Here is a 24,119-nt window from a genome sequence, read left to right as displayed (position 1 = left end):
CTGTATAGGACAGCGTTCTTGTCTGAAAATTCCCGGGGTGGCTTTGCTATTTTTTATTTTTCAGCGCTGCTCGAAGGCGTTCTGGATCCAGGTCAGGGTGTCGTCTTCAATGGCGATAACGTCAAATCGGCAGGCGGGCAGCCTGCCCTGGAAATAGCGCTGGCATAGCGTCGGCAGCCATTGTTGGGCTGTCAGGATCAAGCGCCGTTGCTTGTCCCGGTTTACACTGGCAAGCGCCCCGCCGTAGCCCTTGTGATTGCGTTGGCGCACTTCCAGAAAGACAAGATGATCTTGATGCCACAGAACCAGGTCAATCTCCCCAAAGCGAGCACCCAGTTGACGGGCCAGAATACGGGCACCCTGCGCGGTGACATGATCGCAGGCGCGCTGTTCAGCCTGATCGCCGCATTGCTGCCTGGGAGAGCGCCGTGGCCTGTCCTTTCTGGCTGCAGGACGACTACGCTGTTTGCGCCGCAGTTGCCGGTTTTGAGCCTGGCGAGCGTATTCAAAGGGATTCATAGGGATACACGATGATCAATAAGCAGGATCAAGCATGAGCGATACCGAAAACCGAACAGGGAATGCCGGCGTCTGGCAAAGCATGATGGACAAGGTGCAAGGTCAGGTCTGGCCACAGTCTTGCCTGTATGTGGTGGCCACGCCCATTGGCAATATGGGAGACCTTAGCCTGCGCGGCTGGCAGGCGCTGGAACTGTGCGACATTATTGCGGCAGAGGACACGCGGGCAACCCGTCCTTTCCTGCAGGCCTGGGGCATACAAACGCCTTTGATGGCGGCGCATCGCCATAACGAGGCCCAAGCCGCTCAGATGATTATCGAGCGTCTGGAGCAGGGGCAGCGAGTGGCCTTGGTATCGGATGCGGGTGCGCCTGCTGTCAGTGACCCCGGTGCTCGCGTCGTACGTTCAGTGCGGGAGGCGGGCTTTCAGGTGATTCCTTTGCCCGGTGCCTCGGCAGTCATTACTGCCCTGATGGGGAGTGGTGCAACCAGTGACGAGAACCCCGCTTTTGCCTTTGCCGGTTTCATGCCGCCCAAAACTGTGGCGCGCCGTAAGTGGCTGCAGCATTGGTCCAGCCTGGGTATGCCGGTATTGATGTTTGAGTCCCCCCACCGTTTGCGTGCGGCCTTGCGTGATATGGAAGAGGTGTGTGGCCCGGAGCGCGAACTGACTTTTGCACGTGAACTCAGCAAGCGTTTTGAGCAGATTCATACCGCCCCTTTGGGGCAGGCCTTGGCCTGGCTAGATGAAGACAGCCATCGCGAGCAGGGTGAATTTGTCCTGATTCTGCATGACGCTGTGCGCGAAGTGGACGAGGATGCGCCTGCGCTGGATGCCACTACAGAGCGCTGGATGAAAGCCTTGTTGGAACAAGTTTCGCTGCGTGATGCAGCCCGGATTGCCAGCCAGGCGACCGGGATTTCTCGTGATGTTTTGTATGCCTGGGGCCTGGCGAACTCGCCCAAGGACTAGGGAGCCGGGGCTTAGCGTACGGCAACTGAGGGGCTCAAGCCAGTTTGCTGCTGGATACGGTAAGCCGCGTTAATCGCTTCGGTCCGATTCTGATACGGGCCAATTTGTACCCGGTACAGATCGTTGTGCATCTGTACCTGGGCATCGCGATACTCTATCTGCGCAATCTGGCGATTCAACTGCTGTGCCAGGGCAGCCGCATTTTCACGGGCAGAAAAGGCGCCAAATTGCAGATAGACCCGACTCTGGCCGGACGGGGCCTGCGGCTTGCTGGCTGTCGTGGGCGAGGACTGCACAATCAACTGCTGATCGCTGGCGTCGCTGCTCCAGCTAGGCGAATCGTCCAGCTCTACCTCTATGTCTTGCTCAGACAAGGCGGCCAGGGCGTCCGGCGTGGGCTCCAGCTTTTCGGTAATCACCAGGCTGGATTTAGGAGCCGGAGCGGTGGGAGCCGGCTTGGGTGCCGGTGCCTCGGCAAGTTCAATGTCGCCCCGGCCAAAACTGCCACTGCGTATTTCTTCCTGTGTGATGGACTCAACCACCACGGTGCCGCTGCCAGGTGCAATCAAGTCCAGCTTGGCGGCGGCAACGTAGGACAAGTCGATGATGCGTGAGCTATGAAATGGCCCGCGGTCGTTAATGCGCACAATGACGGATTTGCCTGTTTTGGGCCGGGTCACGCGGGCATAGCTGGGAATGGGCAAGGTGGGATGCGCCGCCGTCATGGCGTACATATCGTAGGTTTCGCCATTGGCTGTTTTCTTGCCGTGAAACTTGCGTCCGTACCAGGAGGCGGTGCCGGTCTGGGTAAAGGCTTTGTGTGAGGTGTGTGGAACAAAGCTTTTGCCGAGCACGGTATAGGGGCGGGTATTGCTGCGGGCGATGGGTTCTATTCGGGGAACTGCGTCGGGGGTGGCTTGAAGATTGGCTGGGATGCGGGCGTCGGGGCCATCGTCTTTGTAGTAGCCCCCGCCTCGGGGCGCTGAAACGGTGGCCCCTGATTTGGCTTTGGGCTTGGCGCGTTTGGGGCTGGATGCGCATCCGGCCAATAAGGCCAGGATGCCCAGGATGGCGCCTAGTTTGCGTACAGTTGGGCTCATGGGACGGGATTAATGGGCGGTTGATTGCGATGGCGCACCAGCAAGGGGGCGTAATCAGCAAAACGCAGCGCCAGTTGTTCGGTAACGTACACAGAACGGTGCTGACCGCCGGTGCAACCAATGGCGACCGTCAGGTAGTTGCGGGTGTCCTGCATATACAAAGGCAACCAGCGACGTACAAAGCCGGCGATGTCATCCACCATGGTCTCGACGGAACCGAACTGGGCCAGCCATTTGGCTACTGGTTCGTCGCGGCCTGTCATGGGGCGCAGCTCCGGGTCGTAGTGGGGGTTGGGCAGACAGCGCACGTCGAACACCAGATCTGCATCGCCGGGCACGCCACGCTTGTAGGCAAAGGATTCGAAAGTCAGCACCACGCTGGCGCGATCGGCCTGCACCAGATCCCGAATCCAGGCACGCAATTGGCCAGGGGTCAGGTCGGTAGTGTCGATAATGTGACCCAGCTCGCGCAGGGGCGCCGTCATTTCACGCTCAACGGCAATACATTCTTCCAGGGAAGGCGAGCGGCCATCCTGACGCAAGCGGTCTGTCAACGGATGACGACGGCGTGATTCCGAGTAACGCTGCATCAGCGTGTGATCGCTGGCGTTCAGGAACAGGACACGCAGGGAGTAGCCTTCTTCATTCAGTTTGCTGATGACGCCGGGAAGAATGTCCAGATCACCGGCGCCGCGCACGTCAATGGCAACGGCCAGACGCTCCAGCCCCTGTTCGGCAGAGCGCTCGACAAATTCGGCCAGAAATCGGGGGGGCAGGTTGTCGATGCACAGGTAGCCGGTATCTTCCAGCAAGCGCAAGGCAACTGATTTTCCCGAACCGGATATGCCGGTAATCAATACAACTTTCAGCATCGTGGCAAAGGGCTCCGAGTCGCCGCCCGGCGGGCAGCGTTTAGGTGAAACAGGACAAAGCTGTCAGGGCCGTTAAGTGCCAACCGGCCCTTGAGCGCCTAGTCGTCGCGACTATTCATGATAGCCAATGCCTGGCGCTCGATGAAGTCGCCCATGGTATCAATGCCGCGGAAGGCCAGAATGGTGTTGCGCACGGCGGCTTCCACCAGCACGGCCAAGTTCCGGCCTGCGGCCACTTGAAGCATCACGCGTTTGATGTCCACCCCCAGCACTTCCTGGGTCTGGTCCTGCGTAGGCAGACGCTCGAAGCTGTCGGGGTTGGAGCGAACCAGGTGCACAATTAGTTTAAGCTTCATTCTACGACGAACGGAGGTCTCGCCGAAAATGGTGCGAATGTCCAGCAGTCCCAGCCCGCGTACCTCCAGCAGGTTCTGCAGCAGGGGCGGGCATTGGCCGTCAATCATGTTGGGAGCCGTGCGGGACAGCTCAACCGCATCGTCTGCAACCAGCCCGTGCCCACGGGAGATCAGCTCCAGCGCCAGTTCACTTTTACCCAGACCGGATTCGCCGGTAATTAACACGCCCAGACCCAGCACATCCATGAACACGCCATGCATGGTGGTTTTGGGGGCCAGACGTTTGCCCAGGTAGATGCGCAGCAAATCGATCAGCTGGGCCGCATCGATAGGGGTGTAGAGCAGCGGCACCCCTTGGGTTTCGCAAAACTGGATCAGATCGTCGGGCGCAACGGCGTCGTTGGCAATGAACAGGGCAGGAACACCGCCTTGCCTGAGATCATCCAGATGATGCAGGCGACGTTTGACGTCAAAGCGGTTGTAAAAAGAGAGTTCTTCAGGACCGAAAACCTGAATGCGGCCAGGGTGGATCAGGTTCAGGTGGCCGACCAAATCCGCGGCAGAGGCGCCAAGATCGGGGATGGGGCGTTGGGCAGCTTGTTTTCCGGCTGCCCAGCTTACCTCGAGCTTGTCATGATTATCATTGACCAGTTCTTGAACTGTCAGCATCGGGGTGTTCCGCGTTGAGATCAGGGGTCTGGGTCAGGAGTTGGTGGATTTGAACAGGGTCCGTTTCCTGGGCCAGCGCCTGGCGGATGTCCTGATCGGCCATCAAACGGGCGATCTCGGCCAACAGGTCCAGGTGAATTTGCGTAGCCGTTTCGGGAACCAGCAAAAAGAACAGCAAGCTGGCGGTACGACCGTCGCTGGCATCAAAACGCACCGGTTCGGCCAAGCGCATGAAAACGGCACAAGGCTCCTTCAAGTCCTTGATGCGGCCATGCGGGACGGCTACGTCGTGGCCAAGGGCAGTGGAGCCCAGACGCTCGCGAGCGATCAGGCTATGGAAAACGGCTGTCCGGGCAATGCCGTGATGGTTCTCGAAAATCAGTCCGGCTTGTTCAAAAGCGCGCTTCTTGCTGGTAACAGCAAGATCCAGAACCACGTTGGACAAAGGCAAAATACGCGACAAGAGATTCATGACGGCCATTATAGGGGGGAATGTTTTTTAGCTAAACATTTTTTGGATGGCTAACAACAGGCGGACACTGTGCCAAGAAACACAAAACCCCGAACTTCTGAAAGAACGGGGTTTGTCGGCAGGCGGCTATGCCTGCTGTAACAGTTCGGCGTGATCAGGCTGCCGGAACTTCGAGCCGCTTGGCGGGCTCATGCGCATGGCTGTTTGCCTTTTCCTTGTATTTCAGAATCTGGCGGTCGATCTTGTCGGCTAGCAGATCGATGGCGGCATACAAGTTTTCGTCTGAAGAGGCGCAGTGTATATCTTTGCCGGGGACACGGACGGTCACTTCGGCATTGTGCTTCAGGCGTTCAATGGAAAGCATAACCTGCGAGTCAACCACATTGTCGAAGTGTTTTTCAATTCGACCAATTTTGCTTTTGACGTAGTCGCGAATGGCAGGAGTTATGTCAAGATTACGGCCAGTGATGTTAAGGCTCATATAGGCTCTCCGTAGTAGTCAAACAACATGTTTCAGAGGGGGGAATATCTTCGTGTTTAGCCTCCTTACTACTGATCTTGGATATTCCAGTATACCTATATGTTGGTCAGATAACATGACCTGGATCAATCTGCGGTGTGCAGGAAAACCCTTGCTCCGACAGGCCCCGTTACAGGGCCACAAGTCGGCTTACATTCGGAAGTTCGAGCCCAGGTAAACCTTGCGCACGGCTTCGTTATCGATGATCTCGGACGGGTGCCCGCTGGTCAGTACCGTGCCTTCGCTGATGATGTAGGCGCGGTCACAGATGCCCAGGGTTTCACGCACGTTGTGATCGGTAATCAGCACGCCAATATTGCGGCCTTTCAGAAATTGCACAATGCGCTGAATTTCGATCACGGCGATCGGGTCCACCCCGGCAAAGGGTTCGTCCAGCAGAATGAAACGAGGGTTGCTGGCGAGCGCGCGGGCAATTTCTACGCGGCGGCGCTCGCCACCAGACAGGGATAGGGCGGTATTTTGACGAATGTGCGCAATTTGCAGCTCGCTGATCAGGGTTTCCAGGCGCTCGTTGATGTCGTTCTTGCTAATGCTGCGGCCGTTATCGTCCAGCTGCAGTTCCAGCACGGCGCGGATGTTTTCTTCAACCGTCAGGCGGCGAAAGACGGAAGCATCCTGGGGCAGATAGGACAGGCCCAGCCGTGCCCGCTTGTGCATGGGCATGGCGGTAATGGGCGTGCCATCAATTTCAATACGGCCTGCATCGGCGGGCACAATGCCCACAATCATATAGAAGCTGGTGGTTTTACCAGCCCCGTTCGGGCCTAGCAGGCCCACCACTTCGCCGCTTTCCACATTCAAAGAAACATCCTGCACGACCGTACGCTTGCCGTAGGTCTTGCGCAGTCCTTGTGCAATCAAGCTGCCTTTGGTCGAGTGGCTGGCGCGAGTAGGGGTAGACGGGTTGTTAGAAGCAACCATGATTCAAGGGGGTCCGGGCTATTTGCGGGGGGAGGACTTGCGTTGGCATTCGGCCAGAGCAGCATCGGCATTGGCGCGTGGGCGGGCCACAGAGCGGACCCGGCCATCACGTGTGGCGGAGTCTGAACCACCAAAGGCCTGGTACGTGCCATCTTTCTGGCGGTAGATAATGCGCTGGCCCTGGACAGAGTCCTGCAGCTTGCCGCAAACATAACGATTGACGACTGCCTTGCCAATCAGCTCGACCTCTTCGGTTTTGCCGTTGTAGATTGCTCGGACGCCTTCGGCGACCATCAGTTCAAACTTGGCCGGGTCTTCCTGACGAATAGTGACACGGGCGCGCTCGGTCACCGTTGCGGTGCCATGCTGGAAACCTTCCGCGTCCTGCTCGATGGCCAGTTGGTCAGCCATCAAGGTCATGGCGCCACGGGTCAGGATGATGTTGCCTTTGTAGATGGTCTGCTTGGCAATATCGTCGTAGGTCAGGGTATCGGACAGCACGGAGGTGTCCGGTTCGGCGGCGGCAGAGGCAGCCGCTTGGGCCAGAGCAGGGGCCGTAGGCAGCAAAGCCAGGCTGGCAGTGCTCAGGCACAGGGCCAGGGCACCACGCAAAAGGCTAAGAGAGAGCTTGGGCTTGTGGCCCAGGCGGGCGCTGTCAGGCGTGGTCATGGAGGGGAATCCTTAGAGCTATTGGAAGAACGCGCTTTTTGTGTTTGTTGGCCGGAGATTTTAACGTCGGATTCCGACATGACGTTCAATTGGCGAACGCGATTATCGTAACGCATCCCGGTACCGCGCATGGTGGATTGGCCGTTGACAACCAGGGCCGGTTCGTTGGTGTACACCACGTCCTCTTCGGGCAGGATGATCAGCACTTCGCTGCGCACGTCCATCGCCTCGTCATCGGGTGTGGCCTGGCGGTGAATATGGGCATTGCCTTTCATGGTGATGGTGTCCCCGCCTGCATTCATATGTGCCGTGTCGGAAGTGGCAATGGTCAGGGGGGAGTCGGCCCGGTTGCTGACCGCGCGCGGGGCCGTAATGTCGTGCGAATCGTCATCCGGGTAGTGATAGGCAATCTTGCCATCCAGGCGGTTGATGGCCATCCCGGTCTGGTCGGAGCTGATCATGGTGAAGTCGCGCGCCCAGGAGTCGGGTTCGTGGGTAATGCGGCGCGGCGGGTCAATGGCGACCGAGCTTTGGGTGTAATCGACCGCCCACAGCGTTGCCAGCACCAGCAAGGTCAGCAACAACAGGGAAATGACGGTGGGTAGACGGTCACGCATGATTACTGAATGACTCCCGTGGTCTTCAAAGGACCACCTGTAATAAAGGGCGCAAGGCGACCCTGGGAGGCCAGGATGGCATCACAGCATTCGCGAACTGCGCCGTGGCCGGCGGGCTGTGTGGCTACCCAGCTGGCAATTTGACTGATATAGAAGGGGGCTTCAGGCACGCTGGCGGAAAAACCCACGCGCTGCATGGCGGGCAAGTCGATCAGATCGTCGCCCATATATCCCACTTCACTTAGGGACAGGCCGTTTTCCTGAGCCAGTTGGGTCAGGATGGCAATTTTGTCGCGTACGCCCTGGTAAACAAAAGGAATGCCCAGTTCGGCAGCGCGACGCGATACGATGCCGCTTTCGCGTCCGGTAATCAGGGCGACATGAATGCCGCTTTCGCCCAGCATGCGTAAACCGTGGCCGTCCAGAGCGTGAAAGCTCTTGAACTCCTCGCCGTTCGCGCTGTACCACAGGCGTCCGTCGGTCAGCACGCCGTCCACGTCAAACACCATCATGCGCAACTGACGTAATTGGGTGCGCACGTTCTCGGGCAGCTTGGCCAGAATTTGAGCTTCAGCGGGATGGAGCGGGATGGTGGGCGTATTCATCATGATCAGATTACCTTTGCAGCCAACAGGTCGTGCATGTGCAGAGCTCCCAATAGTAGCCCGTTTGTGTCCAATACCAGCATTTGGCTGATACGCAGGGCATCCATTTGCTCGGCTGCTTCAATGGCCAGGGCTTCGGCGGCAATGCTGCGTGGTTCGCGCGACATGCCCTCAGATACTGGCAGATTGCGTATATCGCCGGCACGAGCAATCAGGCGGCGCAGGTCGCCATCAGTGAACATTCCAACGGGATGACCTTGTGTATCTGTGACAATAGTCATGCCCATGCCTTTGCTGGACATTTCCATCAGTGCATCGGGAATCAGGGTCTCGGGGGAGACGATAGGCAGTTGTTCGCCGCTGCGCATGATGTCGCGCACAAACGTCAGTAGTTGACGGCCCAGTGCACCACCGGGGTGGGAGCGGGCGAAGTCTTCGCGGCTAAAGCCTCGTGCTTCCAGGCAGGCAACGGCCAGTGCATCACCTAATACCAAAGCGGCCGTGGTACTGGCCGTGGGAGCCAGGTTGAGTGGGCAGGCTTCATGCTCTACATGGGCATCCAGATGCAGGTCGGCATTTTGGGCCAGTTCGGACTGGGCATTGCCGGTGATCGCAATCAGTTTGGCACCCATGCGGCGCAGCACAGTCAGCACCGTGACCAGTTCCTGGGCCTGCCCAGAGTAGGAAATGGCAATGACCACGTCCTGCTTGGTAATCATGCCCAGGTCGCCGTGCAAGGCTTCGGCAGCGTGCATGAAAAAAGCGGGGGTGCCGGTCGATGCCAAGGTAGCCGCAATCTTGCGCGCCACGTGGCCGGACTTGCCTATGCCAGTCACCACCACACGGCCCTGGCAGTGCACGAGCAGCTTGGTGGCTTCTACAAAACGTTGGTCCAGACGCCCGCCCAGCGCTTGTAACGCGTCAACTTCAATGGCGAAGGTGCGTTGTGCCGAGGACAGGATATGTGCGGGGTCTAAAAGTGCCGGTGTATTCATGGAGAAATTGTAAACGTGAAGTGTCTGCTTGGCATGTAGATTTGCAGGAGGCAAATTGTAAGGACAGATGCCCTTGGACCAGTGGCAAGCAGAATAGTTTAGGGTTAAGATACGTCTTGTTTTGTAATTTCAGTAATTACTGAAAATTCAGGAAGCCATGAATCTAGGACCACAGGCAGAGCGTTTTATTCTGCACTTTGGGGAGATGGGCGGGCGCTGGGGGGTCAACCGGACGGTGGGCCAGATCTATGCGCTGCTGTTCATTGCCCCCGAAGCCCTCCACGCCGACGAGATCGCTGAAACGCTAGGCATCTCCCGCTCCAATGTCAGCATGAGCTTGCGCGAGTTGCAGTCCTGGCGACTGGTCAACATGACGCACAAGATTGGCGAGCGCCGCGAATACTTTGAATCTCCCAAGGATGTATGGGATATTTTCCGTACTTTGGTGGAGGAAAAGCGTAAGCGCGAGATTGATCCCACATTGACCTTATTGCGAAGTATCCTAATGGAAGCGCCCGTCAATGACGAAGAGGCATATGGGCAGCAGCGCATTAATGAAATGCTGGAATTGATCGAGTTGGCTTGTGGTTGGTTTGACGAGGTTCATCACTTACCGCCCGAGACCCTGCAAAATCTGATGCGTTTAGGTAGCAAAGTTCAGAAAGTGCTGGGGTTCGCCGGGAAGATTCGCAAAGCTGATCAAACTGGGGATCGTCATGATTGATCTGGATGTTGTTACCTTGTCGCGGTTGCAATTTGCTTCCACCGCGATGTTCCACTTTTTATTTGTTCCCTTGACGTTGGGCCTGTCTTTTTTGCTGGCCATTATGGAAAGCGTCTATGTCATGACGGGCAAGGCCATCTGGCGCCGCATGACCAAGTTCTGGGGCGTTCTCTTTGGCATTAACTTTGCCCTGGGTGTCGCAACCGGGATTGTGATGGAGTTTCAGTTCGGCATGAACTGGGCCTATTACAGTCACTATGTAGGCGATATTTTCGGAGCGCCGCTCGCCATTGAAGGTTTGATGGCTTTTTTCCTGGAAGCAACTTTTGTCGGCCTGTTCTTTTTCGGCTGGGATCGCCTCTCCAAGCTGGGACACCTGATCGTCACCTGGCTGGTGGCCATCGGTACCAACCTGTCGGCTCTGTGGATTCTGGTCGCTAACGGCTGGATGCAAAACCCGGTCGGCGCCATCTTCAACCCCCACACCATGCGTATGGAAATGACCGATTTTGCCGAGGTCATTCTCAATCCCGTTGCGCAAGCCAAAGTTGTTCATACCGTCAGTGCCGGATATGTCCTGGGTGCCATGTTCGTGATGGGCATCAGTGCCTGGTACTTGCTGCGTGGTCGCCATATTGATCTGGCCAAGCGCTCTATGACGGTAGCGGCCAGTTTCGGCTTGGCAGCGTCCCTGTCCGTGGTGGTGCTGGGTGATGAAAGTGGTTACCTGACTACTGAACACCAGCAAATGAAGATTGCAGCCATGGAATCCATGTGGGAAACCGAGGAAGCCCCTGCCAGTTTCAATCTCTTGGCCTGGCCTGATCAGGAGGCCCGTGAAAACCGCTTTGCCGTGGAAATTCCATGGGTGATGGGTCTGATCGGTACACGCTCAGTCAGTACCCCCATGCTGGGCATTAATGAACTGGTCGAACATGCCAAGATTCGTATTGCCAATGGCTTGCGTGCTTACGAGGCACTGCAGCTGGTGCGCGCTGATGACAGCAATATCGAGGCTCGCCGCGTCTTTGACAATAACTGGAAAGACCTGGGCTATGCCTTGCTGCTCAAGCGTTATACGGACGACATTACCAAAGCCGATACCGAGACCATCGCCCAGGCTGCCTGGGATACGGTGCCACAGGTTGCACCCCTGTTCTGGAGCTTCCGTGTGATGGTGGCGCTGGGGCTGTACTTCATCCTGTTCTTTGGCGTGGCTTTTGTGCTGGCATCGCGTGACCGACTGCAACGTCACCCGCGCTTGCTTAAAGTAGCGGTCTGGAGCATTCCCCTGCCTTGGATTGCGATCGAATGTGGCTGGTTTGTGGCCGAGTTCGGACGTCAGCCCTGGGCGATTGAAGGCGTCTTGCCTACCTACTATGCGGCCTCTGGTCTGTCCTTTGTGGACTTGATGATCAGTATGACCATCTTCCTGTTGCTCTATACCACCTTGGCGGTGATTGGCATCAAGGTCATGTTGCACTCGGTACGTAAAGGTCCGGACGAGGCTGGCGAGACCGCCACACCTTCCGCTTTGTCTTATGGTTCGCGCAACGCTCCGTTGCTGCGCGGTTAAGGAGGGGGAACCATCATGGAAAATTTGATTCTTCTCGATTACGACACCTTGCGCATCATCTGGTGGTTGCTGCTGGGTGTTTTGTTGGCGGCATTTGCCATCATGGACGGGGCCGACCTGGGTGTGGCCATGGTGCTGCCGCTGGTTGCTCGCACTGATGATGAACGGCGCACGTTGTACAACGTAATTGGCCCGGTCTGGGAAGGTAACCAGGTTTGGTTGATCGTTGCCGGTGGTGTGGCCTTTGCAGCCTGGCCTTTGCTGTATGCCATGGCTTTCTCGGGCTTTTATCTGGCCATGATGTTGCTTTTGGTCGCCTTGATTGTTCGCCCGGTGGCCATCAAGTACCGCAGCAAGCTCAGCTCGTCGCGCTGGCGTCGTAACTGGGACGCGATCTGGACCGCCTCCGGTCTGGTTTGTGCTCTGGTGTTTGGTGTGGCTATTGGGAACGTGATGCTGGGCGTACCTTTCGGCTTTGACGAGACCACGCTGCGCCCCATGTACCAAGGCAACTTCTTCGGTCTGTTCCAGCCCTTTGCCGTTCTGTGCGGTTTGCTCAGTGTCCTGATGCTGGCTTTCCAAGGTGCGGTGGTGGTTGCCTGGAAGGGCAGTGATCATGTGGCTCGTCGTGCGCGTGCCTGGGCCATGCCTTTGGGGCTGCTGTCCATTGTGGCTTTTGCTGCCGGCGGCTGGTGGATCAGTGCCATGAATGGCTATAGCATGCCTTGGCCCGAGGCGGCCCACGCCATGTCCAACCCGATTGGCAAGACGGTCGATATGGTTGAAGGTGCCTGGTTGGCTAACTATCGTACCTGGCCTGCCTTGTGGGCAGCCCCCATTGTCGGTTTTGCGGGCTTGCTGTTCGGTGCCTTGCTGGCTGGTCGTGGTCGCGGCTTGTTGGCTCTGCTGTTCTCGTCCTTGGCACTGGCTGGCATCATCCTGACTTTTGGTTTTGCCGTCTTCCCATTCCTGCTGCCTTCGTCCTTGAACCCCGGTTCCAGCCTGACCCTGTTTGATGCCTCGGCCAGTCATCTGACCTTGTGGATCATGCTTTTGGTGACACTGGTGTTCTTGCCCATCATCGTGCTCTATACCTCCTGGGTGTATAGCGTAATGCGTGGCAAGGTGTCGGTTGCCAGCATGAAAGATTCTTCTCATTCTTACTAAGGAGGCCAGCGCATATGTGGTACTTCTCTTGGGTTCTAGGTTTGGGTCTGGCTTGCGCATTCTCCATCCTGAATGCGATGTGGTTCGAGCTTCGTGAAAACACCGCTTTGCAGAGCGCAGCCGCCTCCAAGGCTAACGCAGATATCGAGGTCTGATTGACACCGCAAAGTCCAACGGCGCAACAATGGCTGGGGCAATTCTCCAGCCGCGCCCGCACGGCTTTGCGGGCTTCCATGCTGGCCCCTGTGCTGGCCGGCGCTTTACTGATTCCCCAGGCCTGGTTGCTGGCAAAGATTGTGCAGGCAATTGTGGTCGATGGCTTGCCCTGGACAGGGCAGCTTTTCTCTATCCTGATGGTGGCTGCACTTTTGTTGCTGCGTGCCGCCATTTCCGCCTTTGGTGAACGCCGTGCGCAAAAGGTTTCAGAACAACTGAAACAAGGGCTGCGCTCCGAGCTGTTTGCCCGACTGTTCCGCAGTACGGTGCCGCGCTTGCGGGCCAGCAATAGCGGCGAACTTTCCACCAGCTTGATCACGCAAATTGAAGCCCTGGATGGCTTTGTGTCTCGCTATATCCCTTGCATGGCAGCGGCGGCTCTGGTGCCTTTGGCGCTAGTGCTGGCGGTCTTGCCGGTGGATGGCATTGTTTCCTTGATTCTCTTGTTGAGCACGCCCCTGATTCCCCTGTTCATGGCCTTGGTGGGCTGGGGGGCGGAAGCAGCCAGCCGTGAACAACAGCAAACAACGCTGCGACTGTCCGGCTTTTTCGCCGACCGGCTGCGCGGCATTTTTACCCTTAGCTTGATGGGGCGTGGGCAGGACGAGTTGCAGCGTGTGGAATTGGCCAGTCAGGAGCTGCGCACACGTACCATGAAAGTGCTGCGAATCGCGTTTTTATCGTCGGCTGTGCTGGAGTTCTTCGCTGCATTGGGTGTGGCCGGGATAGCGGTCTACATTGGCTTGGGTTACCTGGGCTATCTGGGCGAGTCCTTCTCGGGCATTAGCCTGCAACAAGGCTTGTTCTGTTTGCTCCTGGCCCCAGAGGCCTACCAGCCCTTGCGCCAATTGGCCGCTAATTATCATGATCGGGCAGCGGCGCGTGCGGCTGCAGTGGAAGTCGACAGACTGTGGGCAAACTTGGGCCAGGATTTGATTCCTGCGGCTCCCACCAGCGCCGACAATGAAGCGGTTTTTCCCAACTTGCCGGTACTGGTATTGCGTCATCTGCATTTGCCGCAGTTGGGCGGGCAGGGGACCTTGCTGGAAGTGCCCGGGCTGCAACTTTATATAGATCAGTCTTACGCCTTGCTGGGGGCCAGCGGCTCCGGCAAGACCAGTCTGCTGGAAAGCCTGATTGGTTTGCGCCCCTTGGCGCAGGGTGAAATTTTGCTGCGCAATAGCGATACTGCCGGGCGCTTGCTGACGCGCCATGATGGCGTCGTACTGATTTCCCAGCAGGCCTTTTTAGCCATGGGGACCATTGCCGATGGCTTGCGTCTGGCGGCCCCACAAGCCAGTGATGAGCAGCTGTGGCAAGCCTTGGAACAAGCCTGTGCAGCCGAGTTTGTACGGGCCTTGCCCGATGGTTTGCATACGGTTCTGGGCGAAGGTGGTTTTGGTCTTTCCGGTGGTCAGATTCAGCGCTTGGCACTGGCCCGCCTGTTTTTGACAGACCCGCATGTGGTTTTGCTGGACGAACCCAGCTCCCGCCTGGATGCGGCGACCCGGGATCGTGTCATGCGCAATATTCTGCGCTTCTGTCAGGGACGCTGTCTGGTCGTGGCCACGCATGACCAGCAACTGGCGGCCATGTGCTCGAACCAACTGCACATTGCCCAAGGAGTTCTGACGGCATGAAAGCGTGGTTTCGTCTCTTAGGTTCCAGCCTGCGCGCACGACGTGGGGCCGTATTGTTTACAGTTCTGCTGGCGATCAGCACGGTGGCCGCGGGTGTCGGCCTTTTGGGTGTGGCTGGTTGGTTTCTAAGCAGCGCTTTTCTGGCTACCTTGGGCATCGTATTCAATCTGTTTGGCCCTTCGGCCATGATTCGCGGCCTGTCTTTCTGGCGTATCGCCTCCCGGTATCTGGAGCGCGTCGTCGGTCATGCCCTGACGCTGGATTTGCAAGTACGTATTCGCAGCCTGGTTTTCGGACGCTTGAGCCGATTCAGTCAGTCGCGCTTGGCCCAGTTTCGAGATGGGGAGCTGGCTTCCAGTCTGACCTCTGACGTGGCTGTGCTGGATCTGGTGCTTTTGCTGATTTTGGTGCCGCTGACTACGGCTGTGGTGGCTGGTCTGGTGTTTAGCGCTGTGCTGCAAACCTGGCTGTCCTGGTGGGCCTGGCTGATTCTGGCTTGTTTGCTGACTGCCGCTTGTCTGATTCCGTATATTTGCGCCCGTGGCGCCAGCCGTGCAGCCCAGCAAGTCCATCAACTGGAAAACCGCCAGCGTGTTCTGGTGCATCAGGCCATCCGCGCCTATGCCGATATTCAGGTGTTTGCCGCTGCGGATGTCGTGCAAGAGCAAGTGGACAAGCTTGGCCTGGAGCTGGGACAAGCCCGTTTACGCAGCAATGGCTGGGGCATTGTCGGGCAGTTTTCCCAGCAGGTCTTGATGGGCGTGGCCTTGATGACCTGCCTGCTGGTTGGAGCGCAACAGGTCAATCTGCAAGCCATGAGCGGCCCCTTGTGGGTGGGGCTGGTGCTGGCTTTGCTGGGTTTGTTCGAGATCATGGCACCCATGATGCGCGGTGCGTGCCGCTTGGGAGAGGTTCAGGCGGCCAGCAATCGTTTGCTGACAATTCTGGACGAGCCCGAGGCAACCGATCAGGCGCAAGGGCAGGCGATTGCGTTGGACAAGCCAGCCTGCCTGGAAATCAAAGATCTGAATTTTTCCTACGGTTCACAGCCCGTATTGGAGCAGTTGTCGCTGCAAGTCCAAGCTGGCGAGGACATTGCTATTTTTGGCCCTAGTGGCTCCGGCAAGTCCACCTTGCTGGGTGTGCTGATGCGCTTGTTGCCTGTTTCGGGAAAGCAGTATCTGGTTGAGGGTAAAGCAGCCCAGCATTGGAGCCGCGCCAGCTGGTTTGATCATTGCGCCTTGCTGGCACAGGACTCGCCACTGTTTCTGGGTTCGGTGCGAGACAACCTTTTGCTGGCAGAACCGACAGCTTCAGAGCAACAAATCTGGCAGGCTCTTCACGATGCCCAGCTGGACAGTGTGGTACGTGATTTGCCCCAAGGGCTGGATACCTGGCTGGGCGAGGGCGGGCAGCAATTGTCCCTAGGGCAGCAGCGCCGCCTGTGTCTGGCGCGTGTGCTGTTGTCGCCTGCCCATATCTGGTTTCTGGACGAACCTACGGCCAGTCTGGATGGCCCGACCAGTCAGGCCTTGATGCAGGATATTCTGGCCGCAGCGCGGGGAAAAACTGTGATTATGGCGACCCACGATACCCGTTTGCTGCCTTTGGTCGATAGCGTTTATCGGTTTGAGGCGGGGCGTTTGCAGCGCAAATCCGGCGCAGCAATAGATACTTTAGAACCAAACTAAAAGGACACTTTGGGTCAAGTCTGTAGCGTTTTTTGCCCAGCCGCGTCGTATTAGTACAACTTACGGGCACAAGCCGGGCGAGCCCTTGTTGCTGCTGCCCAATTGTGTACACTTGCAACGTATCCAAGTGCGCCCTTCGCGCCCGGATTTTCTGTTGTAGAAGCTTTGACATGCAAATTGATCCCACCCAGTACATCCGTCAAATCATTCGCAATGTGCCGGACTGGCCCAAGCCAGGGGTGACTTTCCGCGATATCACCACGGTCCTGCAAGACCCGCGTTCCTTCCGGGTGTTGATTGACCTGTTTGTCTACCGTTACATGGGACAAAAGCTGGATCTGGTGGCGGGTGTGGATGCACGCGGCTTTATCGTGGGTTCGGTTCTGGCCTATGAATTGAACCTGGGTTTTGTGCCGGTGCGTAAAAAAGGCAAGCTGCCTTTCAATACAGTGGCCGAAGAATATTCCCTGGAATACGGCAATGCCAGCGTCGAGATGCACACCGACTCCGTGCGTCCTGGTCAGCGTGTCTTGCTGATCGACGACCTGATTGCTACTGGTGGTACTTTGCTGGCTGCGGCTCGTTTGCTGCAGCGCTTGGGCGCCAACGTGGTGGAAGCTGCCGCGATTATTGATCTGCCCGAATTGGGCGGCTCCAAAGCGGTGACGGATTCCGGCCTGTCGGTTTACACCGTCTGTAGCTTTAAGGAATCTGACCGCTAATTGCCAGAACCGGCGTATTGCCGGTTTGGCTTTGTAGCCTGAATCCCTGCCGTGCCTGGAGCATCGCAGGGATTTTTCATGTCTGTCTGTTTGATAGTGCACGGGGCTGACGTCTTGTCAGCCCCGTGCTTTGTTGCGTTGCTTAGAAACGGACCTTCATGAACAGCGAGCCAGCATGATCCTGATTGCGGCCAAACTGACCCTGGTAGTTCAGCCCGAAGGAGGTGCTCTTGCCTGCTTTCAGCTCTGCGCCCAGTTCGGCAACAGCGGCATTCTTGGCGATAGGTGCGCCGCTGACGCGGAAGTTGCTGCCGGGCAGTGCGGCAAAGGCCAGTTCACGCTCGGGTGTGGTGTCACCCAGGGCATGACGCCAGCCTAAACCGGCGCTCAAGGATAGCGTGGTTTTGGACAGGTCCACCTCAGTGGTGCCGCGCAGACCCAGTGTGACGGTACTCAGGTTCTGGCGTTGCGAGTCGCCACGCAAGGCAGCTTGACCGCCTGATTCACTGAAGGAGCCGTGACGCAGTTGGTGCCAGTTCACGCTGGCATAGGGCTCCACGCTGGAGCGTGGGCTGACCGGCATGCGGTAACCCAACTGGGCAAAAGCCTGAATGCTGTGCGCCTTGTAGTCTGCCTTCAGTGTCTCGCTTTGGTGAACAGAGAGAGAGCGCTCGCTGTCCAGACTGTGGCGGGTGTAGGCACCACCAGCCAACAAATTCAGACTGCCCGAACCCATTTCCCAAGCCTGCGTCCCGTACAGGGCCGCGCTGTAGCTATTGCTGCGCGAGCTCTGGCGACGATCATCCAGCTTGATGCGGTTTTCCAGATAGCCCAGAGAGGCACCCATGCGCCAGCCTTGCTCGCCGATGGCCGTATCGCCACCCAGGAACAGTCCGCCCACTTTGTGGCGTACATCCTGGCTGTTGTCGTCACCATCCAGATCACGTTGTTGATGGATGACTTCAGCCCACAAGACGGTGTCTTTGCCGGTTGCATTACGTGCGCCCGAAGCTTGTTTGCCCAAGGTGCGGGGCAGCAGGTCGCCGTTGCTCAGCAGAGCCGAGGTCGTACCTGCATGGATCTGGCCTTGTAGCTGCTCCATATAGCCCGCGACCTGAGTGGACTGGGCATTAAGCACCGTGTCATACAGATCAGTCATGGCGGCAGGGGGCTGTGTGGAGCCGGTATCCAATGCCTGGGCGACAGACTTCTGATTGCCGGTATAGGCGAAGGCAGCAAAGGGCGTGTCGTTGCGCTCGACCATCAGGGACAGGCTGGGACCGTAGACTAAAGTCGGTGACAGGAAGGCCATGTCATAAGCAATGTGGCTGTATTGCCCGGTCACGCCGTTGGTCGCATTCAGGAATGAATAGCTGACGTTCTGGCGGAAGGGGCCGCCAGCCAGTTTGAGGGTGCCGTCGATATGGGCTGCACCGCCAACCACCAGACGATCTGTCGCCCCAGCGGGATCGACTTCCAGTTCATGTACCGAACCGGCATGGGCGGTGTAGTCGCCGCTGACGGTCAAGGTGCCCACTGAATTACCCGGAGCCAGGGTGCCGTAGTTATCTACTTGAGCAACCGTACCAGAGCCACCCAAAGTGCCTTCGCGCTCTACAGTGATAGCGGATACCAGCGTGCCATTGACGGCCAGACGACCGCCGCTGACGGTGGTGTCGCCGGTATAGCTGTTATTGCCGCTCAGCTCCAGAGAGCCGGAACCGCGCTTATGCAGGCCACCTGTGCCACTGATGTCATTGGCGAAGGTGGAGTTGTAGCCCAGCGTGTCTACATCGAACAGACGGGTAAATTGTCCTGGTCCTTGAACAGCCTTGCCTACATTCATCAGGCCCCAGCCGTAGATGCTGGGGTCACCTATGGGCGTAGCGGTGGTCAGCAAGGTTTGTTGCAGGTGATAGGCGGTGAAGTAGGGGAACGCTTCCTTGACCAGAGCAGCACCGCCGGCTACGTGTGGGGATGCCATTGAGGTACCGTAATTATGGGCATAGCCACCACTAGAGTCGACGGAGTAGATACCGGGATTCTTGCCACCGGGGGCGGCCAAACACCATTCAGCCGCGACACCGCATTTATTGGCATAGGAGGCCAGATTGCCTTCCTCATCCAAGGCGGTGACGGCCAGCCAATTGTCTTTTAGTTCGGGAAACCAGTGAGGAGAGCCAGCCAGGAAATCGGGGTGGTCTTGTTCCTCATTACCGGTGGAAAACACCATCAAGGTGCCCGCTTGTACGCTGTTCCTGAAGGACTCGATAATCAGGGGCTGCATATCTAGTGCGCCTTGCGCTGAACCATAATCCAGGATATGGCAGGGTGGGGTAGTTGAGTCGCGACAGTCATTGAGCCCCAGACTGCTGTTGATAATAGGCAGCTTGAACTGCGCAAGATAATTCCAGCTCGTAGAGAGCGCTAGATCTGTGTCCTGGTCTGGGGGCAGTGCTGCGTCGCCATCATCATCATCATCGTCATCATCGTCATCATCCTCATTGAGGTTGTAGGCAACAGCAAAAAGCTGGCTATTGAAGGCGACGCCGTGCATTCCCGCAGCATCGCGTCTAGCGCCGATAATGCCGGCAACATGACTGCCGTGCCCGGCAGGGTTGTCGTTATCGACGCCTTGTCCATTCGCATAAGGGGTTTCTGTCCGGAAATTAAAGCCCCCAGCAATTGCTCCGGCAAATTCGGAATGCTTGCCTGCAATGCCGGAGTCCAGAATACCGACAGTCACGCCCTTGCCTGTAAAGCCCAGCGCATAGGCTTTGGCCGCATTGATCATGTCCAGGCCAGGTTGGTTTTTATATTCTTTCGTGCGCCATTGCTCTAAGGTGCCGTCTGGCTCCGCATAGGCGAGACCCGGCAAGGCAAGGCCTAACAAAGCCATCTGCACCAGCAGATAAGTGTTGCGTTTCTTGTTCGACATCTGTTCCTCTTTCCGGCTTTTTATGTATGGCGGCAATTCGTTGCGAAAGCTTGCTGTTAATAACCTTAAGACATATTTAACGGCATAACCGTTTAATCTTTTCGTTACGGGCTTATATGCCGTCGAGCTTGTGCTCTATTAAGCGTCCCGCCCTTGTATGTGCAACACCGATGCCCTTCATACTTGTTTATTTTTGTTGCGAAGGTGGTGGCTGTGCGGAGCAGGCACCACCCTGCAAGTTCTTTGATTAGAAGCGCACTTTCATGAACATAGAGCCAGCATGATCCTGATTGCGGCCAAACTGACCCTGGTAGTTCAGCCCGAAGGAGGTGCTCTTGCCTGCTTTCAGCTCTGCGCCCAGTTCGGCAACAGCGGCATTCTTGGCGATAGGTGCGCCGCTGACGCGGAAGTTGCTGCCGGGCAGTGCGGCAAAGGCCAGTTCACGCTCGGGTGTGGTGTCACCCAGGGCATGACGCCAGCCTAAACCGGCGCTCAAGGATAGCGTGGTTTTGGACAGGTCCACCTCAGTGGTGCCGCGCAGACCCAGTGTGACGGTACTCAGGTTCTGGCGTTGCGAGTCGCCACGCAAGGCAGCTTGACCGCCTGATTCACTGAAGGAGCCGTGACGCAGTTGGTGCCAGTTCACGCTGGCATAGGGCTCCACGCTGGAGCGTGGGCTGACCGGCATGCGGTAACCCAACTGGGCAAAAGCCTGAATGCTGTGCGCCTTGTAGTCTGCCTTCAGTGTCTCGCTTTGGTGAACAGAGAGAGAGCGCTCGCTGTCCAGACTGTGGCGGGTGTAGGCACCACCAGCCAACAAATTCAGACTGCCCGAACCCATTTCCCAAGCCTGCGTCCCGTACAGGGCCGCGCTGTAGCTATTGCTGCGCGAGCTCTGGCGACGATCATCCAGCTTGATGCGGTTTTCCAGATAGCCCAGAGAGGCACCCATGCGCCAGCCTTGCTCGCCGATGGCCGTATCGCCACCCAGGAACAGTCCGCCCACTTTGTGGCGTACATCCTGGCTGTTGTCGTCACCATCCAGATCACGTTGTTGATGGATGACTTCAGCCCACAAGACGGTGTCTTTGCCGGTTGCATTACGTGCGCCCGAAGCTTGTTTGCCCAAGGTGCGGGGCAGCAGGTCGCCGTTGCTCAGCAGAGCCGAGGTCGTACCTGCATGGATCTGGCCTTGTAGCTGCTCCATATAGCCCGCGACCTGAGTGGACTGGGCATTAAGCACCGTGTCATACAGATCAGTCATGGCGGCAGGGGGCTGTGTGGAGCCGGTATCCAATGCCTGGGCGACAGACTTCTGATTGCCGGTATAGGCGAAGGCAGCAAAGGGCGTGTCGTTGCGCTCGACCATCAGGGACAGGCTGGGACCGTAGACTAAAGTCGGTGACAGGAAGGCCATGTCATAAGCAATGTGGCTGTATTGCCCGGTCACGCCGTTGGTCGCATTCAGGAATGAATAGCTGACGTTCTGGCGGAAGGGGCCGCCAGCCAGTTTGAGGGTGCCGTCGATATGGGCTGCACCGCCAACCACCAGACGATCTGTCGCCCCAGCGGGATCGACTTCCAGTTCATGTACCGAACCGGCATGGGCGGTGTAGTCGCCGCTGACGGTCAAGGTGCCCACTGAATTACCCGGAGCCAGGGTGCCGTAGTTATCTACTTGAGCAACCGTACCAGAGCCACCCAAAGTGCCTTCGCGCTCTACAGTGATAGCGGATACCAGCGTGCCATTGACGGCCAGACGACCGCCGCTGACGGTGGTGTCGCCGGTATAGCTGTTATTGCCGCTCAGCTCCAGAGAGCCGGAACCGCGCTTATGCAGGCCACCTGTGCCACTGATGTCATTGGCGAAGGTGGAGTTGTAGCCCAGCGTGTCTACATCGAACAGACGGGTAAATTGTCCTGGTCCTTGAACAGCCTTGCCCACATTCATCAGGCCCCAGCCGTAGATGCTGGGGTCACCTAGAGGCGTTGCGGTGGTCAGCAAGGTTTGTTGCAGGTGATAGGCGGTGAAGTAGGGGAAGGCTTCCTTGACCAGAGCAGCACCGCCGGCTACGTGTGGGGACGCCATTGAGGTGCCGCTAATGACCGCATACCCGCCTGAAGAGTTGACTGACTTAATCCCTGGGTTGTAGTCTCCACCGGGAGCGGCTAGGCACCACTCGGCGGCCACACCGCATTTATTGGCATAGGAGGCCAGATTGCCTTCCTCACCCAAGGCGGTGACGGCCAGCCAATTGTCTTTTAGTTCGGGAAACCAGTGAGGAGAGCCAGCCAGGAAATCGGGGTGGTCTTGTTTCTCATTACCGGTGGCAAACACCATCAAGGTGCCCGCTTGTACGCTGTTCTTGAAGGACTCGATAATCAGGGGTTGTCTATCTAGAGCGCTTTGCGCTGAACCATAATCCAGGACATGGCAGGGTGGGGTAGTTGAGTTGCGGCAGTTATTGAGCCCCAGACTGCTATTAATAATAGGCAGCTTGAACTGGGCAAGATAATTCCATCCTTCGGAAAGCACACGGTCGCCCTCAACCCCCTCTGACTCGAGATAAGCAACGGCAAAGAGCTGGCTGTTGAAGGCAACACCATGCATGCCGAAGCCATCGCGGCGTGCTCCAATAATGCCGGCAACGTGACTGCCGTGACCTATTGGAGGGTTCGAGTCTACACCCTGGCCGTTGGCATAGTGAGTATCCGTATTGAAGTCAAAGCCGCCTGCGATCGCACCTGTAAATTCGGGGTGCTTGGCCTCAATGCCGCTGTCCAGAATACCAACAGTCACGCTCTTGCCGGTAAAGCCCAGCGAATAGGCTTTACCGGCGTTGATCATGTCCAGGCCAGGCTGGCGTTTGTATTCTTTAGTACGCCATTGCTCCAGTGAACTGTCTGGTTCCGCGTGGGCGATGCCCGGCAAAATCATGCTCAGTAAAGCCATCTGTACCAGCACATAAGTGCTGCGCTTCTTGTTCGGCATCTCTTCCTCTTCTAGGTTTTTTCTATGCTTGGCGGCAACTCGTTCTGAGGGCGTGTTGTCGACGTCCTAACGTGCCATTTAACGTCATAGCCGTTGAATCTTATAGCGGTAAAATTTACGTTTTGTCATACCTAGCGTCTGGAATGTGCGAAAACGTGTACCTGTTTTTGGAGGGGCTGGAGAGGAAGTGGCGATTTCTCTAGAAAGAGGGACGTTTAATTGGTGGTTTGATTTCTGTGTCTTAAAGCTGCTTAGTGACGATGTTGTTGCAAAACGAGCAACATTTTGGAGATGACTCGGGGCCAGCAAGGGGGGATGCCTTGGTTTATTGCCGTTTTAAGGGGGGGTTAGGGGGCGTGGCTTGGGTGAGCTCCCAAGGATTTCAAGGCCGATTGCCCCTGAATATTCAGATGGCTGCTGGCTTTGCCAGTAAAGCGCGCACCAGCTCAGGTTTCAGGGTGCGTGCCGCTGCAAAGCCAGCAATTTGGCGCACCCGAACCAGATCCAGGGAAAAGAAATGGAAGTCCGTAAAGCTGCTCAGAAATTCCATGTCGGGAAAGCGGGCGGTATAAGCCTGCTTGGCCTGTTCCCAGTCGGGCTGTTCGCGTTCCAGTTTGCGGGCCAGCATCTGAAAGGTGACACGGGGCAGGTCATGGACGGCATCCTGGCCATGCTCGCTTTGACTGACCATCAGGCTGGCATCGGGGCGTTGCAGTAAATAACGGGTATGAGCCGCCATTTCGCTGATATGGATGATGATGCTGGCTTGCTCGGGGCAGATCGCAAAGGGAACGCGGGAAACCACCGGCAACCCTTGATTGCTGAGGGTTCCCAGCGACGCGGTGCGTTCGCTGCGGAGAAGGGCGTGCAGGCTGATTAGTAATGGATCATCAACAGACATAAAAGCACCTATTCTGAAAAAGCTTCCATACTGCGTTTTGGGCTGAAGGCGTCCTGAGGGAGATTATCTCCGGCGGCCCGGCAGAAAAGCCCCTTTGCAGCTATCCGATGGGCGCTTTGAGGTATGGCCCAGCGACGAATAGCCTTACCTTGTTTCAACCCTCCCAAGGGAGTGTTTTTTTTGGGGATCGGCCCAGCGGCAAAAATACCCACCTAGCACTTACAAAACAGGCCGACATGAAGC

The 24,119-nt window shown here is 57.2% G+C and carries 22 protein-coding genes; 8 read left to right on the top strand and 14 right to left on the bottom strand.

Features of this window, described 5'->3' with window-relative positions; translation table 11 throughout:
* Positions 1-60: 60 nt before the first annotated feature.
* A complete protein-coding gene (locus U2949_RS07470) occupies positions 61-519 on the bottom strand; it encodes a YraN family protein (RefSeq protein ID WP_257723022.1) in 459 nt (152 codons plus the stop codon).
* Between the two features lie 34 nt (positions 520-553).
* Here U2949_RS07470 and rsmI point away from each other — a divergent pair, with 34 nt between their 5' ends.
* The gene (rsmI, locus tag U2949_RS07465) at positions 554-1,492 is read left to right on the top strand and encodes a 16S rRNA (cytidine(1402)-2'-O)-methyltransferase (protein ID WP_257723023.1); all 939 of its coding nucleotides are present in this window, start codon (positions 554-556) and stop codon (positions 1,490-1,492) included.
* Positions 1,493-1,503: 11 nt separating this feature from the next.
* Here rsmI and U2949_RS07460 read toward each other — a convergent pair whose 3' ends face one another.
* The 10 genes from U2949_RS07460 to U2949_RS07415 all read right to left on the bottom strand — a co-directional run bounded on the left by U2949_RS07460 (position 1,504) and on the right by U2949_RS07415 (position 9,309).
* Positions 1,504-2,592, bottom strand: coding sequence for a septal ring lytic transglycosylase RlpA family protein (locus tag U2949_RS07460; RefSeq protein WP_026483759.1), 1,089 nt, complete (start codon positions 2,590-2,592; stop codon positions 1,504-1,506).
* A complete protein-coding gene (gene rapZ, locus U2949_RS07455; protein ID WP_009458649.1) occupies positions 2,589-3,464 on the bottom strand; it encodes an RNase adapter RapZ in 876 nt (291 codons plus the stop codon). The genes U2949_RS07460 and rapZ overlap by 4 nt, the downstream gene beginning before the upstream one ends.
* Before the next feature lie 98 nt (positions 3,465-3,562).
* Entirely contained in the window at positions 3,563-4,489 is a 927-nt protein-coding gene (gene hprK / locus U2949_RS07450; protein WP_009458650.1) for an HPr(Ser) kinase/phosphatase, read from the bottom strand.
* On the bottom strand, positions 4,461-4,961 hold the full coding sequence (locus U2949_RS07445) for a PTS sugar transporter subunit IIA (protein ID WP_051316301.1): 501 nt from the start codon (positions 4,959-4,961) through the stop codon (positions 4,461-4,463). The genes hprK and U2949_RS07445 overlap by 29 nt, the downstream gene beginning before the upstream one ends.
* 154 nt (positions 4,962-5,115) lie before the next feature.
* Positions 5,116-5,442, bottom strand: coding sequence for a ribosome hibernation-promoting factor, HPF/YfiA family (gene hpf / locus U2949_RS07440; protein ID WP_009458652.1), 327 nt, complete (start codon positions 5,440-5,442; stop codon positions 5,116-5,118).
* A gap of 189 nt (positions 5,443-5,631) precedes the next feature.
* Positions 5,632-6,423, bottom strand: a complete 792-nt coding sequence (lptB, locus tag U2949_RS07435; protein ID WP_009458653.1) for an LPS export ABC transporter ATP-binding protein — start codon at positions 6,421-6,423, stop codon at positions 5,632-5,634.
* Positions 6,424-6,441: 18 nt separating this feature from the next.
* On the bottom strand, positions 6,442-7,092 hold the full coding sequence (lptA, locus tag U2949_RS07430) for a lipopolysaccharide transport periplasmic protein LptA (protein ID WP_021447173.1): 651 nt from the start codon (positions 7,090-7,092) through the stop codon (positions 6,442-6,444).
* Positions 7,089-7,709, bottom strand: a complete 621-nt coding sequence (gene lptC, locus U2949_RS07425; RefSeq protein WP_026483760.1) for an LPS export ABC transporter periplasmic protein LptC — start codon at positions 7,707-7,709, stop codon at positions 7,089-7,091. Before lptC ends, lptA begins: the two co-directional genes overlap by 4 nt.
* A 2-nt stretch (positions 7,710-7,711) precedes the next feature.
* Positions 7,712-8,317 (bottom strand): KdsC family phosphatase, encoded by a 606-nt coding sequence (locus U2949_RS07420; RefSeq protein ID WP_080655515.1) that lies wholly within the window; start codon positions 8,315-8,317, stop codon positions 7,712-7,714.
* Between the two features lie 2 nt (positions 8,318-8,319).
* On the bottom strand, positions 8,320-9,309 hold the full coding sequence (locus U2949_RS07415) for a KpsF/GutQ family sugar-phosphate isomerase (protein WP_026483762.1): 990 nt from the start codon (positions 9,307-9,309) through the stop codon (positions 8,320-8,322).
* A 157-nt stretch (positions 9,310-9,466) separates the two neighbouring features.
* Here U2949_RS07415 and U2949_RS07410 point away from each other — a divergent pair, with 157 nt between their 5' ends.
* From U2949_RS07410 to U2949_RS07380, 7 genes are all read left to right on the top strand, one after another.
* Positions 9,467-10,033, top strand: a complete 567-nt coding sequence (locus U2949_RS07410) for a GbsR/MarR family transcriptional regulator (protein ID WP_026483763.1) — start codon at positions 9,467-9,469, stop codon at positions 10,031-10,033.
* Positions 10,026-11,609 carry a cytochrome ubiquinol oxidase subunit I gene (locus U2949_RS07405; protein ID WP_250756172.1) on the top strand — a complete coding sequence of 528 codons (1,584 nt, stop codon included), beginning with the start codon at positions 10,026-10,028 and terminating at the stop codon, positions 11,607-11,609. The genes U2949_RS07410 and U2949_RS07405 overlap by 8 nt, the downstream gene beginning before the upstream one ends.
* Positions 11,610-11,624: 15 nt before the next feature.
* Positions 11,625-12,776, top strand: a complete 1,152-nt coding sequence (gene cydB, locus U2949_RS07400; RefSeq protein ID WP_026483764.1) for a cytochrome d ubiquinol oxidase subunit II — start codon at positions 11,625-11,627, stop codon at positions 12,774-12,776.
* A 14-nt stretch (positions 12,777-12,790) separates the two neighbouring features.
* Positions 12,791-12,931 carry a cytochrome bd-I oxidase subunit CydX gene (gene cydX, locus U2949_RS07395; protein WP_026483765.1) on the top strand — a complete coding sequence of 47 codons (141 nt, stop codon included), beginning with the start codon at positions 12,791-12,793 and terminating at the stop codon, positions 12,929-12,931.
* Positions 12,932-14,632, top strand: a complete 1,701-nt coding sequence (cydD, locus tag U2949_RS07390) for a thiol reductant ABC exporter subunit CydD (RefSeq protein WP_321286970.1) — start codon at positions 12,932-12,934, stop codon at positions 14,630-14,632.
* Positions 14,629-16,323, top strand: a complete 1,695-nt coding sequence (gene cydC / locus U2949_RS07385; RefSeq protein WP_321286968.1) for a thiol reductant ABC exporter subunit CydC — start codon at positions 14,629-14,631, stop codon at positions 16,321-16,323. The genes cydD and cydC overlap by 4 nt, the downstream gene beginning before the upstream one ends.
* A gap of 170 nt (positions 16,324-16,493) precedes the next feature.
* Positions 16,494-17,045: an adenine phosphoribosyltransferase gene (locus tag U2949_RS07380; protein WP_026483768.1), complete on the top strand. Its 552-nt coding sequence runs from the start codon at positions 16,494-16,496 to the stop codon at positions 17,043-17,045.
* A 142-nt stretch (positions 17,046-17,187) separates the two neighbouring features.
* Here the strand turns inward: U2949_RS07380 and U2949_RS07375 are convergent, their stop codons facing one another.
* The 3 genes from U2949_RS07375 to U2949_RS07365 form a co-directional block, all read right to left on the bottom strand.
* Positions 17,188-19,983, bottom strand: coding sequence for an autotransporter domain-containing protein (locus U2949_RS07375; protein ID WP_321286966.1), 2,796 nt, complete (start codon positions 19,981-19,983; stop codon positions 17,188-17,190).
* A 247-nt stretch (positions 19,984-20,230) separates the two neighbouring features.
* Positions 20,231-22,975, bottom strand: a complete 2,745-nt coding sequence (locus tag U2949_RS07370; RefSeq protein WP_321286964.1) for an autotransporter domain-containing protein — start codon at positions 22,973-22,975, stop codon at positions 20,231-20,233.
* Positions 22,976-23,381: 406 nt separating this feature from the next.
* On the bottom strand, positions 23,382-23,876 hold the full coding sequence (locus U2949_RS07365; protein ID WP_026484484.1) for a HugZ family pyridoxamine 5'-phosphate oxidase: 495 nt from the start codon (positions 23,874-23,876) through the stop codon (positions 23,382-23,384).
* Positions 23,877-24,119: the final 243 nt, after the last annotated feature.

This window comes from Alcaligenes phenolicus, from assembly GCF_032063905.1.
Taxonomy (GTDB): Bacteria; Pseudomonadota; Gammaproteobacteria; order Burkholderiales; family Burkholderiaceae_B; genus Alcaligenes; species Alcaligenes phenolicus.
Note: the sequence above shows the minus strand (reverse complement) of the source record. Positions and strands in the feature narration are given on the sequence as shown.

Bases quoted from the DNA above. Each gene is read 5' to 3' on its own strand.
- U2949_RS07470 (WP_257723022.1), bottom strand. From the start codon at position 519: ATGAATCCCTTTGAATACGCTCGCCAGGCTCAAAACCGGCAACTGCGG.
- rsmI (WP_257723023.1), top strand. From the start codon at position 554: ATGAGCGATACCGAAAACCGAACAGGGAATGCCGGCGTCTGGCAAAGC.
- U2949_RS07460 (WP_026483759.1), bottom strand. From the start codon at position 2,592: ATGAGCCCAACTGTACGCAAACTAGGCGCCATCCTGGGCATCCTGGCC.
- rapZ (WP_009458649.1), bottom strand. From the start codon at position 3,464: ATGCTGAAAGTTGTATTGATTACCGGCATATCCGGTTCGGGAAAATCA.
- hprK (WP_009458650.1), bottom strand. From the start codon at position 4,489: ATGCTGACAGTTCAAGAACTGGTCAATGATAATCATGACAAGCTCGAG.
- U2949_RS07445 (WP_051316301.1), bottom strand. From the start codon at position 4,961: ATGAATCTCTTGTCGCGTATTTTGCCTTTGTCCAACGTGGTTCTGGAT.
- hpf (WP_009458652.1), bottom strand. From the start codon at position 5,442: ATGAGCCTTAACATCACTGGCCGTAATCTTGACATAACTCCTGCCATT.
- lptB (WP_009458653.1), bottom strand. From the start codon at position 6,423: ATGGTTGCTTCTAACAACCCGTCTACCCCTACTCGCGCCAGCCACTCG.
- lptA (WP_021447173.1), bottom strand. From the start codon at position 7,092: ATGACCACGCCTGACAGCGCCCGCCTGGGCCACAAGCCCAAGCTCTCT.
- lptC (WP_026483760.1), bottom strand. From the start codon at position 7,709: ATGCGTGACCGTCTACCCACCGTCATTTCCCTGTTGTTGCTGACCTTG.
- U2949_RS07420 (WP_080655515.1), bottom strand. From the start codon at position 8,317: ATGATGAATACGCCCACCATCCCGCTCCATCCCGCTGAAGCTCAAATT.
- U2949_RS07415 (WP_026483762.1), bottom strand. From the start codon at position 9,309: ATGAATACACCGGCACTTTTAGACCCCGCACATATCCTGTCCTCGGCA.
- U2949_RS07410 (WP_026483763.1), top strand. From the start codon at position 9,467: ATGAATCTAGGACCACAGGCAGAGCGTTTTATTCTGCACTTTGGGGAG.
- U2949_RS07405 (WP_250756172.1), top strand. From the start codon at position 10,026: ATGATTGATCTGGATGTTGTTACCTTGTCGCGGTTGCAATTTGCTTCC.
- cydB (WP_026483764.1), top strand. From the start codon at position 11,625: ATGGAAAATTTGATTCTTCTCGATTACGACACCTTGCGCATCATCTGG.
- cydX (WP_026483765.1), top strand. From the start codon at position 12,791: ATGTGGTACTTCTCTTGGGTTCTAGGTTTGGGTCTGGCTTGCGCATTC.
- cydC (WP_321286968.1), top strand. From the start codon at position 14,629: ATGAAAGCGTGGTTTCGTCTCTTAGGTTCCAGCCTGCGCGCACGACGT.
- U2949_RS07380 (WP_026483768.1), top strand. From the start codon at position 16,494: ATGCAAATTGATCCCACCCAGTACATCCGTCAAATCATTCGCAATGTG.
- U2949_RS07375 (WP_321286966.1), bottom strand. From the start codon at position 19,983: ATGTCGAACAAGAAACGCAACACTTATCTGCTGGTGCAGATGGCTTTG.
- U2949_RS07370 (WP_321286964.1), bottom strand. From the start codon at position 22,975: ATGCCGAACAAGAAGCGCAGCACTTATGTGCTGGTACAGATGGCTTTA.
- U2949_RS07365 (WP_026484484.1), bottom strand. From the start codon at position 23,876: ATGTCTGTTGATGATCCATTACTAATCAGCCTGCACGCCCTTCTCCGC.